We start from the raw sequence: 15,379 nt of genomic DNA on the forward strand, positions 1-15,379 counted from the left end.
CTCTATGCTCCCACCACTGCTTTGTTGTTGTTTACCAGTTCCTGCGCCAATTCGCGGTAGGCCACCGCGCCCTTGGACCCGGAATCATAGGACAATACGGGCATGGCAAAAGATGGCGCCTCACTGACCCGCACATTTCGCGGGATGCGCGTCTTGAAAACAATGTCGCCCAAATTGTCCCGCGCATCTTGTTCAACCTGTTGAGACAAATTGTTCCGACCGTCGTGCATCGTCATCACGACACCCTCGATGCGCAAATCGGGATTCCCAGTCTGGCGCACCTCACGGATCGTCAACATCAGCTGTGATAGGCCTTCCAGCGCAAAAAATTCACTTTGCAGCGGAACCAGCACTGAATGCGAGGCGATCATCGCATTCACCGTCAACAGGTTCAGGGATGGCGGGCAGTCGATCAGGATGTAGTCCAGAGCATAGCTGTCCATCTGTGTTTGCCGCAAAGCATCGTGCAGGAGAAAGCTCCGCTTTTCATTTGCAATCAGCTCGATGTCCGCAGAGCTGAGGTCTACGGTTGCGGGCACAATCATCAAATCTTCCAGATCGGTAGCCAACACCACATCTTTCAAAGCGACATCGCCCAGCAAAAGATCGTACGTGGTGTGCGTCCGATCTTCCATATCGATCCCAAGTCCAGTGGACGCATTGCCTTGTGGGTCCAGATCCACGACCAGCACGCGACAGCCGATTTCGCACAGTGCGGCGGCAAGATTTATGGTGGTCGTCGTCTTGCCGACACCGCCCTTCTGGTTGGCCACAGAAATGATTTTGGGACCTTTTGGTCGGCTTGGGTCAGACACGTTCTATATCCCTTATGGTCAGGATCGCTGCTTCACTATGTGTCATACTCGGCGTCGCTTCATATGAAAACCGCCAGTTTTCCTGAGCGTCGGCAATCTCCTGCCTCCATTTTGCACCCTTCATGAACACACAAACACCGTCAGGCGACAAGTGTGGCGTTGACCAGTGCAAAAGTTGATCCAGGTCCGCCAAGGCGCGTGCGGAAACGATGGACGCGCCTTGGGGCGGCGCATCTTCGGCGCGGGTGGCTAAAACCGTTATCGGCAAACTCAGCGTTCGAGCGCAGGTTCGCAGGAAGGCTGCCTTACGCTGGTCACTCTCGATAAGAGTAAAGCCTGTTTCATGACCCAAACCATCCGCGATTATTGCGACCACGACCGCGGGCATCCCGCCGCCACTGCCCAAATCACACCATTTTCCACAGGATTGCCTGAAAACCTGCGCAGAATCCCAGATGTGCCTGTCTTCAAGCTCTGCCAAGGTCGATTTGGCGACAAGGTTGATCTTGGCGTTCCACTTGCGAAGCAACTCGGCATATGCCGTCAGCTTATCCAATGTTTCACGTGAAACATCTTCGGGAAACCAGCTGGGCACATGAGTCATGCCGAACGCTTTTCCAGATACCGAATTCGACCGAGGATCAACGCCAGTCCGGCAGGCGTCATACCATCGATACGTCCAGCCTGAGACAAATCCGCAGGGCGTGCACGTTCCAATTTGGACACAAGCTCCGCGGAGAGGCCGGTGACTGCACCATATTCGAAATCTTGCGGAATTTTCAGCGCCTCGTCCTTGCGCAGCCGTTCAACATCTTTCTCCTGACGCTGAATGTAATTGGCATAAAGCGCGTCCCTGGACATTTGTTCTTGGATATCATCCGGCACCTCTGAAAGGCTATGGTCAAGGCGCACCACGTCCGCATAAGCCACATCCGGGAACGCCAAGAGCTGGAAAGCCGTGCGTTTGGTTCCGTCCTGGTTGATGCGAATGCCCGCTCCGGAAATCTGCTTTGGTGTATATTCAATGGCCTTCAGGCGAATCTTTGCATCTGCAAGCGCGTCGGCCTTGGACAAGAACATGCGCCTACGCTCCTCTCCGACACACCCGATGTCCAATCCCAATGGTGTAAGCCGTTGATCAGCATTATCCGCCCGCAGCGACAAGCGGAACTCGGCGCGTGACGTGAACATCCTGTAAGGCTCCGTCACCCCGCGCGTCGTCAGGTCATCGATCATGACGCCAATGTAACTTTGATCGCGGCGGAAGTGGACGGGTTCCCTGTCTTGCGACGCCCGTGCAGCATTCAGCCCGGCAACCAACCCCTGCGCGGCCGCCTCCTCGTACCCGGTTGTCCCGTTGATCTGCCCAGCCAGATACAGCCCTGGAACACATTCCAAGGACAAATCCGACCGCAATGCACGCGGATCGACATAGTCATATTCAATTGCATAGCCTGGCTGGACGATTTTTGCCTGCTCCAAACCCTTGATCGAATGCACATAGGCGTGCTGCACGTCTTCAGGCAGAGATGTCGAAATCCCATTGGGATAAACCGTCGTGTCGTCCAAACCTTCAGGTTCGAGGAAGATTTGATGCGAGTCCTTATCCGCAAACCGCACGACTTTATCCTCGATTGACGGGCAATAGCGCGGGCCAACACCTTCTATGTGGCCGCCATACATGGCAGACTTCTCAAGGTTTACCTGAATGATGTCATGTGTCTGCGCGTTGGTGTGGGTGATCCCGCACGCAATCTGCCGCAAGGGCGTGGTCTTGGACATAAATGAAAACAGTGTGGGCTCGTCATCACCTTCTTGTCGGTCCAATGACGTCCAATCAATAGTTCGCCCATCCAGTCGCGGTGGCGTACCTGTCTTGAGTCGACCCATCGGCAATTCAAAGCTGTCCATGCGATGCGCCAAGTCAGACGATGCCTTGTCGCCCATACGCCCACCGGAATAGGACACGTCGCCGATGTGGATTACGCCGCGCAAGAACGTTCCCGTTGTCAGGATCACTGACTTGCCACCAAGGCTCACCCCATCGGCAAGCAAAACGCCCGCAACCCTCTGTCCGCTCATGACGAAATCTGTCGCTTCGCCTTCGATCACTGTCAGATTTGGCGTGGATTCAATCATGCCAAGCATTTCGCGATGGTACACCTTGCGATCAGATTGCGCGCGCGGACCTTGCACAGCTGGGCCTTTGCGGCGGTTCAACAGCCGAAACTGGATTCCGGCCGCATCGGCGACACGCCCCATGATGCCATCCATCGCGTCCACTTCGCGGACGAGATGCCCTTTACCCAGACCGCCAATCGCCGGATTACACGACATAACGCCAATGCCACTGCGTTTGAGGGTGATCAGCGCGGTGTCTGCACCCATACGAGCCGCTGCATGTGCAGCTTCGCAGCCGGCATGGCCGGCACCAATGACAATGACATCGAATTGTTTCACGTGAAACACTCCACTATTTCCCAAGGCAAAAGCTCGAGAAAATTTCGTCCAGCAAGTTCTCTACATCGATCCGACCAACGACAGCCTCCAAACTGCGAATCGCGGTCCGGATCTCTTCGGCGGAAATATCATAGTGTTCTGACCCCAGACCAACAAATTGGTAGGCTTGGGCCAATGCACGTGTGGCCGCCTGCATCGCGACACGGTGCCGTTCATGCGCAACCAGGCCAGCGCCCTGTGACCTTTGTTGCAGCCTCGACGTGATCTCTGCAATCAATTCCGGAACACCCTGCCCGGTCTGTCCGGAAATCGCCGGTTTTCCGTCGGCACGAATATCAGCCTTGGGCGCGAGGACAATATCCTGATCCGCGGGTGAGACTGGCAGACCATCCACATCTTCAGTCAAAAAGATTCGCAAATCAGCTAATGTGGCGCGTGCGATCGCCCGGTCGATACCTTCTTGCTCAATCTCATCCTCGCCTTCACGCAGACCGGCAGTGTCCAAAAGAGTGACGGGCAAACCACCAAGGTCCATCCGCACTTCGATCACGTCACGTGTTGTTCCTGCGCGATGCGATGTGATTGCGGCATCCCGTTTCGCCAACGCATTCAAAAGCGTTGATTTTCCCGCATTTGGCGGACCAACAATCGCGACATCAAATCCCGTCCGGATGCGTTCGGCTGCTTGATATCCGTCCAACTCTTTCAAAATGCCAACGCGCACAGTCTCCAGCAGATCCTGAACTTCTGGTGTCACATCTACCGGCACGTCCTCATCTGCGAAATCAATCGTCACTTCGACCAGGGACGCCGCCCGGATCAAGTTGCGGCGCCAGTCTTCGATCCGGCCGCCTAATTCACCAGATGATATCCGCTGCGCCTGCCGCCGTTGCCCTTCGGTTTCGGCATCAATCAGATCACCCAAACCTTCGACCTGCGCGAGGTCCATCTTATTATTCTCAAGGGCTCGACGGGTGAACTCACCCTCTTGCGCCAGACGGCACGGAAGACCACTCAACGTCTTGAGAACGGCGTGCACGACAGCGACGCTGCCATGAAGATGTAGTTCAACGACGTCTTCGCCGGTAAAGCTGGCTGGCCCCTCGAATAACAAAACCAGCGCCCGATCAAGAACATCACCATTCGTATCACGAATGTTCCGTAACGCAGCCTGCCGCGGCTGCGGCACATCTCCGACCAGCTGCCGCACGCAATCAAACGCGGCAGGGCCAGAAATCCGAATAACGGCAACCCCAGCCCGCCCCTGCGCGGTGGCGAGAGCATAAATCGTGTCCATTCAAATCACCAAACTGGATCAGGTGTTCATGGAGTCAAAGAACTCTTCGTTCGTCTTGGTTTGCTTCAGCTTGGAAATCAGGAACTCGATGGCATCGGTCGTGCCCATCGGGTTCAGGATGCGCCGCAACACGAAGGTCTTGGCAAGGTCCGTCTTGTCGACCAGGAGGTCTTCTTTCCGCGTGCCGGACTTGAGGATATCCATTGCCGGGAATACGCGCTTGTCTGCAATCTTGCGATCGAGGACGATCTCGGAGTTGCCGGTGCCTTTGAATTCTTCAAAGATCACTTCGTCCATCCGGCTGCCCGTATCGATCAGCGCAGTCGCGATGATGGTCAGCGACCCACCCTCTTCGATATTCCGCGCCGCACCAAAGAAGCGTTTTGGACGTTGCAGCGCGTTCGCATCAACACCGCCGGTCAGAACCTTACCAGATGATGGCACCACGGTATTGAATGCCCTACCAAGTCTTGTGATGGAGTCCAGCAAAATAACAACATCTCGCTTATGCTCTACCAAGCGCTTGGCCTTTTCGATCACCATCTCGGACACGGCCACGTGGCGCGTCGCGGGTTCGTCGAATGTCGAGCTGACAACCTCGCCTTTCACCGACCGCTGCATGTCCGTCACCTCTTCGGGCCGCTCATCGATCAGCAGAACGATGAGGTAGCACTCCGGATGGTTCTTTTCGATGCTCGACGCGATGTTCTGCAACAGAACCGTCTTACCCGTCCGCGGCGGCGCCACAATCAAAGACCGCTGTCCTTTGCCGATTGGAGACACCAGGTCGATGATCCGCGCCGACCGGTCCTTGGTTGCGGGTTCGTTCGTTTCCATGGTCAGACGCTCATCGGGATAGAGCGGCGTCAGGTTGTCAAAGGCGATCTTGTGCTTGGCCTTTTCCGGCTCTTCAAAATTGATCCGCGTTGCACTGGTCAGCGCGAAATACCGTTCGTTGTCGTCCGGTGCCTTGATCAGACCATCAATCGTGTCGCCCGTCCGCAGCGAATACTGACGGATCATATCCGGCGACACATAGATGTCGTCCGGACCGGGCAGATAGTTCGCTTCGGGCGAGCGCAGGAAACCGAACCCGTCCTGCAGCACTTCGAGAACCCCGTCACCATAAACCTCCCAACCTTCATCCGCACGTTCGCGGAGGATCTGAAACATCATCTCCCCCTTTCGCATGGTCGAGGCGTTTTCGATCTCCAGCTCTTCCGCCATGGCAAGAAGGTCTTTGGGACTCTGGGCTTTGAGATCGGCGAGGGCGAGGACTTCAGATGTCATGAGAATGCTTTCAGGGCGCTCGCGGTGCGGCGCCTTCGGTTCGGTCAAGTGTAAAGCTGTGTGCGATCCTCGGACGAGGTGCGGGTTAGCAAATAGGCCGTCCCGTGCCGCGAGTCAACGATTTCAGAATTTCACGACCACGGACAGAACGATCAACACCATCAAAAGCGTCGGAACCTCGTTCATCATCCGGTACTGTCGGCCAGTCTTGATTGGACCACCTGCAGCAAACGCCTTGCGCTGGCCGCTCAGCCATCCATGAAAGCCGGACATGGCCAAGATGCCCACCAGCTTGGTCCAGGGCCACACAGCGCCCCAATCGACCACACCGGGGATCAGGGCAAGGCAGATGCCAAAAATCCAGGTGGCAATCATGGCCGGATTCATGATCACCTTTAGCAGCTTGTATTCCATCGTCTGGAATAGGGCATGCGTGTCACCAGACAAACCGACCTGTTCAGAGTGATAGACATAGAGGCGGGGCAGATAGAACAGTGCCGCCATCCATGCAATCACGGACATGATATGAAATGCCTTTATCCAAGGATAAACCGTTGCAAGCATATCGATCATGGCCCGTCTCCCCGCGCTGACGATCCTCCCTATAAATAAAATAAAGAAATAAGAAAGGTTGATGATTTTGTAGGGAAGCCGATTTCTGTGGATTATCCCGTTGTTCGGTCAGTTGTCCGCACTGTGTAAATATTCCGGGCCGAGCCGTGTGGTATTGGGTATGAATCAATAAAGCACTTATTTATCAATGTGTTAAATCTCGCACGGTCCATAAGTTTCAGAACGGATCTGTGGATAATCTTGTATATAGAAGGTTACACACAGGCTCAGGGTTGTCCTCATCCTCATGGGGTGGAAATCGGGTAACTTAGGTGAACCTGGCAAGCAATACAGGCTTGCACTGAACATCGCGGTTTCGCACACACGGGCGCACACTCTTCCACATGGTCTTCACACAGGGTTATCCACATGGCGCCTTCGGTTGTTCTGGCTTCTGGTTCTCAAATCCGCGCGCAGCTGCTGCGAAACGCGGGTCTGCAGTTTGACGTTCAAATCGCCCGCGTTGACGAAGAGACGGTCAAGACGGCGTTGCTGGCAGAACAGGCCAACCCCCGCGACATTGCCGATACTCTGGCCGAGATGAAAGCCAAACGCGTCGCCGACAAGATGCCGGACGCGATGGTGATCGGCTGCGATCAGGTGCTGGCGTTTGACGGGCAGATCCTGTCGAAACCCAAGGACAAGGCGGATGCCAAGGCGCAACTGATCGCGATGCGCGGAGAACGTCACATGTTGCTGTCCGCAGCCGTGATCTATCACGAGGGAAAACCGATTTGGCGGCATGTCGGCACGGTCCGTCTGAGGATGCGGAATGTGTCCGATGCGTATCTCGATGGATATATCGACCGAAATTGGGATGACATACAGCACTCAGTTGGCGCATACCAACTGGAGGCCGAGGGGGTGCGCCTGTTCCAGAGCATCGAAGGGGACTATTTCCACGTGTTGGGAATGCCGCTTTTGGAACTGTTGTCGTTCCTGACGCTGCGTGGCGTGATCGAAGCATGACAAACGAGACGACGATGTCAGACAAGATACCATTGGCGGGTGTGATCGGGTCCCCGATTGCGCATTCGAAATCTCCGCAGATACACCGACACTGGCTCAAGACCTATGGGCTGGCCGGGGATTACATCCCGATGGATGTCGCCACGCAGGATCTGGAAACTGTGCTGCGCACATTGCCCAAGGCGGGTTTTGTTGGTGTGAACGTGACGATCCCACACAAAGAGGCCGCGCTGGAAATTGCAGATCTGGTAACGGATCGTGCCACGCTGATCGGTGCGGCGAATACGCTGATTTTTCGCAAGGACGGGCAGATCCATGCGGATAATACCGACGGCTATGGTTTTCTCGAGAACCTGAAGGCCGGCGCACCGGGTTGGGTGCCATCCCTTGGCCCCGCGGCTGTACTGGGTGCCGGGGGTGCTGCGCGTGCGGTGGTTGCGTCGCTGCTGGATGCGGGTGTGCCCGAGATTTTATTGAGCAACCGGACGCGCGTGCGCGCCGAAAAGCTGGCCGATGATTTTGGCAACCGTGTGACGGTTGTGGATTGGGTGCAGGCCGGCAACATGATCGATGATGCCGCACTGGTCGTCAACACGACCTCACTGGGCATGATTGGGAAACAGGCGATGCGTGTCCCCTTGGATGGTCTGCGCAAAGGCGTTTTTGTGACCGATCTCGTCTATGCCCCTTTGCGGACTGACCTCTTGGCCACCGCCGAAGAGGCCGGATGCATCACCGTCGATGGTCTGGGCATGCTCTTGCATCAGGCTGTGCCCGCATTCGAGCGGTGGTTCGGACAGCGGCCCGAAGTGGACAGCGCCACACGGGCGGCTGCATTGCGATGAGTTTTCTGCTGGGCCTCACGGGCTCCATCGGCATGGGCAAGTCGACCACGGCGCAGATGTTCGTGGATGAAGGTTGTGCGCTATGGGATGCGGATGCGGCAGTTCATCGTCTCTATGCCAAGGGTGGCGCCGCTGTTGGTCCACTGTCATCCGAATTCCCGAACGTCATCGAAAATGGCGCGGTGTTGCGAGCCAAATTGCGCGACGTCATCCAACAACACCCCAAGGCCCTGGCCCGTATCGAACAGATTGCGCACCCTTTGGTCGCGGGGGATCGCGCCGCGTTCATCGACCAACAAACGGCGCAGGTGATTGTCCTCGACATCCCCCTGCTGTTCGAAACCGGCGGCCACGCGGCGATGGATGCGGTCGCCGTGGTGTACGTATCAGACGATGTTCAGGAACAACGCGTGATGGCGCGCGGCACCATGACCCGCGACCAGTTCCTTGCGATCAAGGCCAAACAGATGCCAGCCGATGAAAAACGCGAGCTGGCGGATTATGTGATCGAAACCGATGACATGGACACGGCCCGCGCCCAGGTGCGATATGTCATGGCAGACATCAGGAACAGGATCGACCATGCGTGAGATTGTACTGGATACGGAAACCACCGGCTTCGACCCCGAAGGTGGGGACCGCATTGTCGAGATTGGCGCGATTGAACTGATCGGCCACGTGCCGACGGATAACGTGTTTCACGAATACATCGATCCGGAACGCTCCATGCCCCAAGAGGCGTTTGAGGTTCACGGTCTGGGTGACGATTTCCTGCGGGGAAAGCCGAAATTCGCCCAGTTAGGGCAGAAATTTCTGGATTTCATCGGTGATGCCAAGCTGGTCATCCACAACGCGGCGTTCGACATGAAATTCCTCAATGCCGAGCTGAAATGGATGGGTTTGCCGCAAATCCCCTATGACCGGGCCATCGATACGCTGGATATCGCGCGTCGCCGGTTCCCGGGCTCGCCTGCTTCGCTTGATGCGCTGTGCCGCCGGTTCGCAATCGATAACTCCGCCCGGACACTACACGGCGCACTTCTGGACAGCGAAATCCTGGCCGAAGTCTATCTGGAGCTGATCGGCGGTCGCCAGCCTGATTTCGCCCTTTCCAATGACGCGGGCCGGTCGGAATCGACATCGGCGGGCTCGGATTGGGTGATCCCGCCACGTCCCCGCGCCCTACCCGACCGCATCAACGAAGCAGAACAAGCCGCGCATGCGGATTTCGTGGCGAAACTCGGCGAAAAATCGCTCTGGCAAAATTGAAAACGCCCGCTGCGGTTCGGCAACGGGCGTTTCCTTGGTCAGTTCGAAAGATTGTTACGCGTCAGCGGGCGATGCTTCGCTTTGACGGCGTGCGATTTCATTCCGGTACAGCGACACAAAGTCGATGTTTTCGAGGTTGAGCGGCGGGAAACCACCGTCACGCGTGATGTCGCTGACGACGCGGCGCAGGAACGGGAAAATCATCCGCGGGCATTCGATCAAAAGGAATGGGTGAATCTGGTCCTCAGGCACATTCTCGATGGAAAACAGCCCGACATAATCCAGCTCAAGCAGGAACAGAACAGCGTCGCCGCCCTTGTCCTTGGACGTGATGTTCATCTTGATCGAACATTCGTACTGGTTTTCCTGCGTGCGCTTTTTCGCATCAAGGTTCACCTGAACCTGGACGTCCGGTGTCACGTCAGACCCGGCGCCTTTTTGGGCTACAATGTTTTCAAAGGACATATCGCGCACAAATTGCCCAAGAACGCGCATTTGCGGCTGTGCGGGCGGTGCTGCTTGTTCGTCTGCCATAATTACTCTCCTGGCGGAATTTGAATTCGTGAACTGTTAACAGCTTGTAGATGCAGCCTCAATGCTTGGTCCACCCCGATGGACCATTGGTCTGTGTCTCATCCTCGGAAACTTCGGAATATTGACCGTCGATGACGGTCGGATCCTGCGGCCGCGTGCGCTGATCAAACCCCTGGGCGTTGAACGAGGCCACGTGCACCCGCGCCTTGGCCCATTTGAATACGGCAAGCCGCACCGCCGGGATCAGCAAGGCAAAGCCAACGGCATCCGTGAAAAAACCGGGCGTCAACAACAGCGCGCCGGAAAACAGGATCATCGCGCCGTTTGCCAAGGCCTCGCTTGGGTCCTGCATCTGGCCAAAAGCAGTGCGCAATTGGTTCATGGCCAGCGCACCCTGCGCCCGCACCATCATTGTCCCGATGATCGCCGTGATGACGACAATTGCGAGGGTCCAGCCCAGCCCGATTGCACCGCCCACTTGGATGAACAATGCAATCTCGATCAATGGAACAAGCAGAAAAGCAACAAACAGCCACATATGCGACATCCTTTCGTGTGGGTGTGATCCCCGTGCAGTGGACTTGCTGCACCCTTGCACCTACATAAGGAACGGATGTGGCCGTTGCCACCTGGGCCGTCAGATCAAGCTCCTAAACACGAGGTAAGAATGAATTCTCCGCTGATCCAGCTTCTTGTGCTTGCCGGCATTGCCGTATTTCTGATCTTGCGCCTGAAAAACGTTCTTGGCACGCGCGAGGGGTTTGAACAGCCCCCCGTGCCCAAGCCCGCAAATGACCGTCTGGGCGGTCCCAACCTCGAAGTGATCGAGGGCGGGCCTGATCTGGACATCACCGACCATGTTGACCCCGACAGCAACGCTGCCAAGGCACTGGCCGAGATGAAGCGTGTCGAGCCATCGTTCAACGTCGCCGATTTCCTGCAAGGTGCGCGCGGTGCCTACGAGATGATCGTCATGGGTTACGAACGCGGAGAGTTGAGCGAAATCCAACCGTTCCTGTCCGAAGAGATCTATGAAAGCTTTGTTGACGGCGTCGCTGCGCGCGAAGATCAGGGCCTGACCATCGAAGCCGAATTTATCGGTGTACGCGAGCTGAAGCTGATGGACGCGACCTATGATCCCGAGACTGGTGAGGGCGAGTTGACGATACGTTTTGTCGCTGAACTCACATCTGCTGTTCGCGATCAGGGTGGCGATATTGTAGAAGGTAGCCTGACCGAGGTAAAACGGCAGAAAGACGCATGGGCATTTGCGCGAACCATGGGGGCTGACGACCCGAATTGGCTATTGGTTTCTACAGACGCGTAATTGGCTCTTGTCTTGGCCTTTTCTGTGCGGTGGCCGGTTTGACCGGCCCCGTTGCGGCTGACGTCCGGTATTCCGTGCTCGACTTTGCCAGCCTGGATGGCTGGGCCGAGGATGATCACGCCGCAGCACTCACCACATTCACCAACACCTGCCGGGATATGAAAGATCCGGATTGGTCGTCGCTATGCGCGCTGGCCAAGGACAGCACGGACGCCAAGGCGTTTTTTGAACTGTTCTTCCGTCCCGTCCTGATCGAAGACGGCAACCCGGCGCTGTTCACCGGCTATTTCGAGCCCGAACTTGATGGGGCGTTGCGGCGCAGCAGCAGGTATCGGTACCCGGTCTATGCTATGCCGCGCGAGGCGCGCGTGTCCCGCCCATGGCTGACCCGTCGTCAGATCCTCGAAGGGGATCGCATGTCTGGCCGTGGTCTGGAAATTGCCTGGGTGGATGACCCGGTCGAGCTGTTCTTTCTCCAGATCCAGGGATCGGGTCGCATCCGGTTGCCCAACGGGTCGACGATCCGGGTGGGCTATGCCGGGTCAAACGGACATGAATACCGGTCCATCGGAGCCGAACTGGTGCGGCGCGGCACATACGCCCCGCATCAGGTCAGCGCACAGGTCATCAAGAACTGGGTCAAACGTAACCCCTTTGACGGCACGCAACTGCTCTACCACAACCCCTCTTACGTATTCTTTCGCGAGGTGAGCGAAGTCCCCGCGGATCGTGGCCCTTTGGGCGCCATGAATCGATCGATCACCACGATGCGCTCGATTGCGGTGGACCCGGCCTTTGTCACGCTGGGCTCCCCTGTTTGGGTGGAAAAGGATGGCAAATCCCCGCTGCGGCGGTTGATGATCGCCCAGGACACCGGGTCAGCGATCAAGGGCGCACAGCGTGCGGATGTGTTCTTTGGCACGGGTGACAGGGCGGGCCGCGAGGCCGGGCGCCTGCGTGATCCGGGCCGCATGATGGTGCTGATGCCGATCCAGCGCGCCTATGCCCTGCTGCCAGAAAGCGCGATATGAGCCGCCGCAAGCTGAACGCCGAAGAAAAGGAACTGTGGCAGCGTGTTGCGGCCAAGACCGAACGGCTGCATCCGCAAAAACAGTTCGACCCCGAAGACTTTGTCACGCCCACCCCTGCGCCCAAGTCGCGCGCAAAACCGGTTTTTGAGGTTTTGCCCGCGCGCAACGTGGCGACGTCAAAAAATGGCCGCACCAGCGCATCTTTGGCGCCCACCATCATGGATCAGGTCAAGGCGATGCCGGTTCAGATGGACAAGAAGTCTTTTGGTCAGCTCAAACGGGGCAAGCTGCGGCCTGAGGGCAAGTTGGACCTCCACGGCATGACGCAGGACCGCGCCCACCCAGCACTGACCGGGTTCATCATGAAGGCGCACGCGCAGGGCAAGCGTCTCGTGCTCGTGGTGACAGGCAAGGGCAAGAACCGTGATGACGGCGGGCCGATTCCGGTCCGGTTCGGAGTGTTGCGGCATCAGGTGCCACAATGGCTGAGTACGCCTCCGCTGTCCGGCGTTGTCTTGCAAGTCAGCCAGGCCCATCTGCGTCACGGCGGCGAGGGTGCCTATTACGTCTATCTACGCCGCGCCCGGTAAATCCGCGCGCGACCGGTGCACGCCGATCCACATACAAATGCTGGCAAACACGAAATAGAGTGCGACGCCGATATATTGCGTGTTCAGGTCCACGCCGGCGTCGATCAAAATGCCGGTGATGCCCGGCCCGATGGCAGACCCCAGAACCATGACCGCAGCCGCCATCGCCTTGATCGATCCGATGTTGCGCGTGCCATAAAACTCGGCCCAGAACGCATTGGGCAAGGTCGCATTCGCGCCTGTCGTCATCGCCAGAAACACAAACCCGATCGCGGCATGGAACAGCGTGCCGGACGCGGCAAAGATCAGGAACGCGGCCACCATCGGCAATTGGTAGAGCGAGATCAGCCGCGCCGTGCCAAACCTGTCCAACGCAAGGCCAGATACGACCATCGCGGCAATGCCCACCACGGTATAAAGCGGGAAGACAGACACCAGTGACAAGTGGCTCCACCCTTTGATCTCAGCGAAATAGACCTGTTGGAAAAAGAACGCCGTATTGAACGCCGACGGCCCCAAGAGTGCCGGAACCATGAACCAGAATAGCGGATGGGCCAGCGTGTCGCGCCGCGTCCAGTGTCTGTTGTTCATGCCGGTCGATTGGTTTTCCTCGGCCATGGATTGGGGCGTGCGTTCCTTGCGCAACAGCATCAGCAGCAGCGGGATACCGATCAGGGCCACACACCCAGCTCCGACCCACAGGAACCGCCAATGAAACAGCGTCAAGAGCGCCACAAAAGTCAGCGGCAGCACCGCCTCGCCCACGGAAAACCCCAACGTTGCCACCGACAGTGCCCGACCGCGCGTCGCCACGAACCATCGGGCCATCGCGACAATGGCGATATGGCTGGTCATGCCCTGCCCGGTCAGCCGTAAGGCAAAAATCACGACTGGCAGCAGGATGGCATAGGGATTCGCGGCCATCGCAAAACAGGACGCGGCCAACAGAGCCAGCACCGCAATCCCAAGCGTTCGCGCGCGAAACATATCCGTCAGACCGCCTGTCCAGATCATCACGCCGGCCGACATGGTTGTGCCCATCGAATAGATACCACCCCAAGCGCCGTGCGACAGTTCAAAGTCCTGCTGAATCTGCGCAGCAAAGATCGAGATGAAAAACGTCTGACCGAACGAAGACAGCAGCGTCAGCAACGCCCCCGCCGCCAGCCAACTGCGGTTTTCCGTCAGGAAGGGCACAAGGCCGGGACGGGGCGGAGGCGTGCCCACTATCGTGCGCTTTGCTGCGATGTTACCGCAGCGGAAACCGGTGCAAAGATGCGCCTTTGGCCGGGCAACAGCACGGTGGCCCCCGTGCGCCCGCGCAGGAACTCACGATCAAGGTCCGAAGACCGGCGCATCAACTGTATCAGGGCGGGCGAGCTTCCGGCGACAAAGTGGTTGCCGGAGCGGCGGTCTGAAAAGGCGGACACATCCACCACGGTGATCGGCAGATCGGCAATCGCATCTGCGTTCTGAATATTGCCCAACTGCGTTTTCTGCCCGCGCAGACGCGACGACAGCCGCAGCACGGCATCCTTGCGCGACACGAAAACGACAAAGGGATCGGGGATTGTCTGAATGCGCTCGAACTGGCTGCGGAACACGTCGATATTCACGTCGGGGGACATCAGGATCACGCCGTCTATGTTGCGCCCGACCCAGCCCGGATCGGCGATTTCGCGTTGACGAAATGTCTCCATCACCAGGGCGCTGCCCATGGAGTGTGCCACGACGATGATATTTGGCTGACCCGCGGCACGAATGGCAACCAAAAGGTCCGCCAGACCGTCGCGGGCAAACAGCGCGCTGTCCCGGTCGTATTCATAACCCAATGGATTGCCGCGGCTGGGCCAGGAATAGCTGACATGCGCACCCGGCAGTTCAAGATCATGGGCCAATTGGGCCATGCGAAACGCGGAGTCGCTAAAGCTGTTGTTGAACCCGTGGACAAAGACAACCACGTCCCGGCTGTCTCTGGCCTGTGCCTTGATCTCTTGGGACAGGCGTTGCGAGAACCCCGCGGCACTGGCAAAGCGGCTCATTTCCGCAAGGGCAAAATCGCGTTCGGGCTTGGGTTTGTCGAATCCGTCGGACACGGTGCCAAGGCTGCGTTCTGGCGGGATGGACACTGTGGCCTCGATCAGGCTGAGTGTTTCGGAACGGCCGATGCCAAACTCGCCTGCCTCGTTGATGGCCCGTGTGGTGCCGATGAAAACGGTCTTGTTCAGACCAAAGTTCAACGCATCGGGGATGATCGGCGCGGCTGTTCTGTCGCTGCACCCGAACAGGGCCAAGGCACCTAGCAAAGCGATCCACCGCATGTCTACACCGTTTGGTTCA

17 protein-coding genes are annotated in these 15,379 nt (G+C 57.5%); 7 read left to right on the top strand and 10 right to left on the bottom strand.

Annotated features, from left to right (window positions below):
• Positions 1 to 2: 2 nt before the first annotated feature.
• The 6 genes from Q0949_RS12200 to Q0949_RS12225 form a co-directional block, all read right to left on the bottom strand.
• Positions 3 to 815 carry an AAA family ATPase gene (locus Q0949_RS12200; protein ID WP_299372373.1) on the bottom strand — a complete coding sequence of 271 codons (813 nt, stop codon included), beginning with the start codon at positions 813 to 815 and terminating at the stop codon, positions 3 to 5.
• Positions 808 to 1,419: a 16S rRNA (guanine(527)-N(7))-methyltransferase RsmG gene (rsmG, locus tag Q0949_RS12205; RefSeq protein WP_299372376.1), complete on the bottom strand. Its 612-nt coding sequence runs from the start codon at positions 1,417 to 1,419 to the stop codon at positions 808 to 810. The genes Q0949_RS12200 and rsmG overlap by 8 nt, the downstream gene beginning before the upstream one ends.
• Positions 1,416 to 3,284: a tRNA uridine-5-carboxymethylaminomethyl(34) synthesis enzyme MnmG gene (gene mnmG / locus Q0949_RS12210; protein ID WP_299372379.1), complete on the bottom strand. Its 1,869-nt coding sequence runs from the start codon at positions 3,282 to 3,284 to the stop codon at positions 1,416 to 1,418. Before mnmG ends, rsmG begins: the two co-directional genes overlap by 4 nt.
• A gap of 4 nt (positions 3,285 to 3,288) precedes the next feature.
• Positions 3,289 to 4,572 (bottom strand): tRNA uridine-5-carboxymethylaminomethyl(34) synthesis GTPase MnmE, encoded by a 1,284-nt coding sequence (mnmE, locus tag Q0949_RS12215; RefSeq protein WP_299372382.1) that lies wholly within the window; start codon positions 4,570 to 4,572, stop codon positions 3,289 to 3,291.
• An 18-nt stretch (positions 4,573 to 4,590) separates the two neighbouring features.
• Complete coding sequence (gene rho / locus Q0949_RS12220) at positions 4,591 to 5,862, bottom strand: transcription termination factor Rho (protein ID WP_299372385.1); 1,272 nt, start codon at positions 5,860 to 5,862, stop codon at positions 4,591 to 4,593.
• A gap of 123 nt (positions 5,863 to 5,985) precedes the next feature.
• Positions 5,986 to 6,435, bottom strand: coding sequence for a CopD family protein (locus Q0949_RS12225; protein WP_299372388.1), 450 nt, complete (start codon positions 6,433 to 6,435; stop codon positions 5,986 to 5,988).
• Between the two features lie 408 nt (positions 6,436 to 6,843).
• Here Q0949_RS12225 and Q0949_RS12230 point away from each other — a divergent pair, with 408 nt between their 5' ends.
• The 4 genes from Q0949_RS12230 to dnaQ are packed head-to-tail and all read left to right on the top strand — an operon-like array spanning position 6,844 to position 9,557.
• Positions 6,844 to 7,443 carry a Maf family nucleotide pyrophosphatase gene (locus tag Q0949_RS12230; protein ID WP_299372391.1) on the top strand — a complete coding sequence of 200 codons (600 nt, stop codon included), beginning with the start codon at positions 6,844 to 6,846 and terminating at the stop codon, positions 7,441 to 7,443.
• 14 nt (positions 7,444 to 7,457) lie between these two features.
• On the top strand, positions 7,458 to 8,288 hold the full coding sequence (locus Q0949_RS12235; RefSeq protein WP_299372394.1) for a shikimate dehydrogenase: 831 nt from the start codon (positions 7,458 to 7,460) through the stop codon (positions 8,286 to 8,288).
• Entirely contained in the window at positions 8,285 to 8,878 is a 594-nt protein-coding gene (gene coaE / locus Q0949_RS12240; protein ID WP_299372397.1) for a dephospho-CoA kinase, read from the top strand. Before Q0949_RS12235 ends, coaE begins: the two co-directional genes overlap by 4 nt.
• Entirely contained in the window at positions 8,871 to 9,557 is a 687-nt protein-coding gene (gene dnaQ / locus Q0949_RS12245) for a DNA polymerase III subunit epsilon (protein WP_299372400.1), read from the top strand. The genes coaE and dnaQ overlap by 8 nt, the downstream gene beginning before the upstream one ends.
• Before the next feature lie 54 nt (positions 9,558 to 9,611).
• On the opposite strand, the gene secB is transcribed toward dnaQ, so the two are convergent.
• The gene (gene secB / locus Q0949_RS12250; RefSeq protein ID WP_299372403.1) at positions 9,612 to 10,091 is read right to left on the bottom strand and encodes a protein-export chaperone SecB; all 480 of its coding nucleotides are present in this window, start codon (positions 10,089 to 10,091) and stop codon (positions 9,612 to 9,614) included.
• Positions 10,092 to 10,149: 58 nt separating this feature from the next.
• Positions 10,150 to 10,629, bottom strand: coding sequence for an FxsA family protein (locus Q0949_RS12255; RefSeq protein WP_299372406.1), 480 nt, complete (start codon positions 10,627 to 10,629; stop codon positions 10,150 to 10,152).
• A gap of 129 nt (positions 10,630 to 10,758) precedes the next feature.
• On the opposite strand from Q0949_RS12255, the gene Q0949_RS12260 reads away from it, so the two are divergent.
• Genes Q0949_RS12260 through Q0949_RS12270 form a run of 3 tightly spaced genes read left to right on the top strand, consistent with a single transcriptional unit; the run spans position 10,759 to position 13,039 of the window.
• A complete protein-coding gene (locus Q0949_RS12260) occupies positions 10,759 to 11,418 on the top strand; it encodes a Tim44/TimA family putative adaptor protein (RefSeq protein ID WP_299372409.1) in 660 nt (219 codons plus the stop codon).
• A gap of 38 nt (positions 11,419 to 11,456) precedes the next feature.
• The gene (locus Q0949_RS12265) at positions 11,457 to 12,449 is read left to right on the top strand and encodes an MltA domain-containing protein (protein ID WP_299372412.1); all 993 of its coding nucleotides are present in this window, start codon (positions 11,457 to 11,459) and stop codon (positions 12,447 to 12,449) included.
• Positions 12,446 to 13,039 carry a Smr/MutS family protein gene (locus tag Q0949_RS12270; RefSeq protein ID WP_299372415.1) on the top strand — a complete coding sequence of 198 codons (594 nt, stop codon included), beginning with the start codon at positions 12,446 to 12,448 and terminating at the stop codon, positions 13,037 to 13,039. Before Q0949_RS12265 ends, Q0949_RS12270 begins: the two co-directional genes overlap by 4 nt.
• Here Q0949_RS12270 and Q0949_RS12275 read toward each other — a convergent pair.
• The gene (locus Q0949_RS12275; RefSeq protein WP_299372418.1) at positions 13,022 to 14,266 is read right to left on the bottom strand and encodes an MFS transporter; all 1,245 of its coding nucleotides are present in this window, start codon (positions 14,264 to 14,266) and stop codon (positions 13,022 to 13,024) included. The two genes, Q0949_RS12270 and Q0949_RS12275, sit on opposite strands and share 18 nt — an antisense overlap.
• Positions 14,266 to 15,360, bottom strand: a complete 1,095-nt coding sequence (locus Q0949_RS12280; protein WP_299372420.1) for an alpha/beta fold hydrolase — start codon at positions 15,358 to 15,360, stop codon at positions 14,266 to 14,268. The genes Q0949_RS12275 and Q0949_RS12280 overlap by 1 nt, the downstream gene beginning before the upstream one ends.
• Positions 15,361 to 15,379: the final 19 nt, after the last annotated feature.

The sequence above is a fragment of the uncultured Tateyamaria sp. genome (genome assembly GCF_947487805.1).
In the GTDB taxonomy this organism is placed as follows: domain Bacteria; phylum Pseudomonadota; class Alphaproteobacteria; order Rhodobacterales; family Rhodobacteraceae; genus Tateyamaria.

Coding starts and splice junctions, on each gene's coding strand:
- rho (WP_299372385.1), bottom strand. CDS start 5,862: ATGACATCTGAAGTCCTCGCCCTCGCCGATCTCAAAGCCCAGAGTCCC.
- dnaQ (WP_299372400.1), top strand. CDS start 8,871: ATGCGTGAGATTGTACTGGATACGGAAACCACCGGCTTCGACCCCGAA.
- Q0949_RS12260 (WP_299372409.1), top strand. CDS start 10,759: ATGAATTCTCCGCTGATCCAGCTTCTTGTGCTTGCCGGCATTGCCGTA.
- Q0949_RS12225 (WP_299372388.1), bottom strand. CDS start 6,435: ATGATCGATATGCTTGCAACGGTTTATCCTTGGATAAAGGCATTTCAT.
- Q0949_RS12235 (WP_299372394.1), top strand. CDS start 7,458: ATGTCAGACAAGATACCATTGGCGGGTGTGATCGGGTCCCCGATTGCG.
- mnmE (WP_299372382.1), bottom strand. CDS start 4,572: ATGGACACGATTTATGCTCTCGCCACCGCGCAGGGGCGGGCTGGGGTT.
- Q0949_RS12255 (WP_299372406.1), bottom strand. CDS start 10,629: ATGTGGCTGTTTGTTGCTTTTCTGCTTGTTCCATTGATCGAGATTGCA.
- secB (WP_299372403.1), bottom strand. CDS start 10,091: ATGGCAGACGAACAAGCAGCACCGCCCGCACAGCCGCAAATGCGCGTT.
- Q0949_RS12230 (WP_299372391.1), top strand. CDS start 6,844: ATGGCGCCTTCGGTTGTTCTGGCTTCTGGTTCTCAAATCCGCGCGCAG.
- rsmG (WP_299372376.1), bottom strand. CDS start 1,419: ATGACTCATGTGCCCAGCTGGTTTCCCGAAGATGTTTCACGTGAAACA.
- coaE (WP_299372397.1), top strand. CDS start 8,285: ATGAGTTTTCTGCTGGGCCTCACGGGCTCCATCGGCATGGGCAAGTCG.
- Q0949_RS12270 (WP_299372415.1), top strand. CDS start 12,446: ATGAGCCGCCGCAAGCTGAACGCCGAAGAAAAGGAACTGTGGCAGCGT.
- Q0949_RS12280 (WP_299372420.1), bottom strand. CDS start 15,360: ATGCGGTGGATCGCTTTGCTAGGTGCCTTGGCCCTGTTCGGGTGCAGC.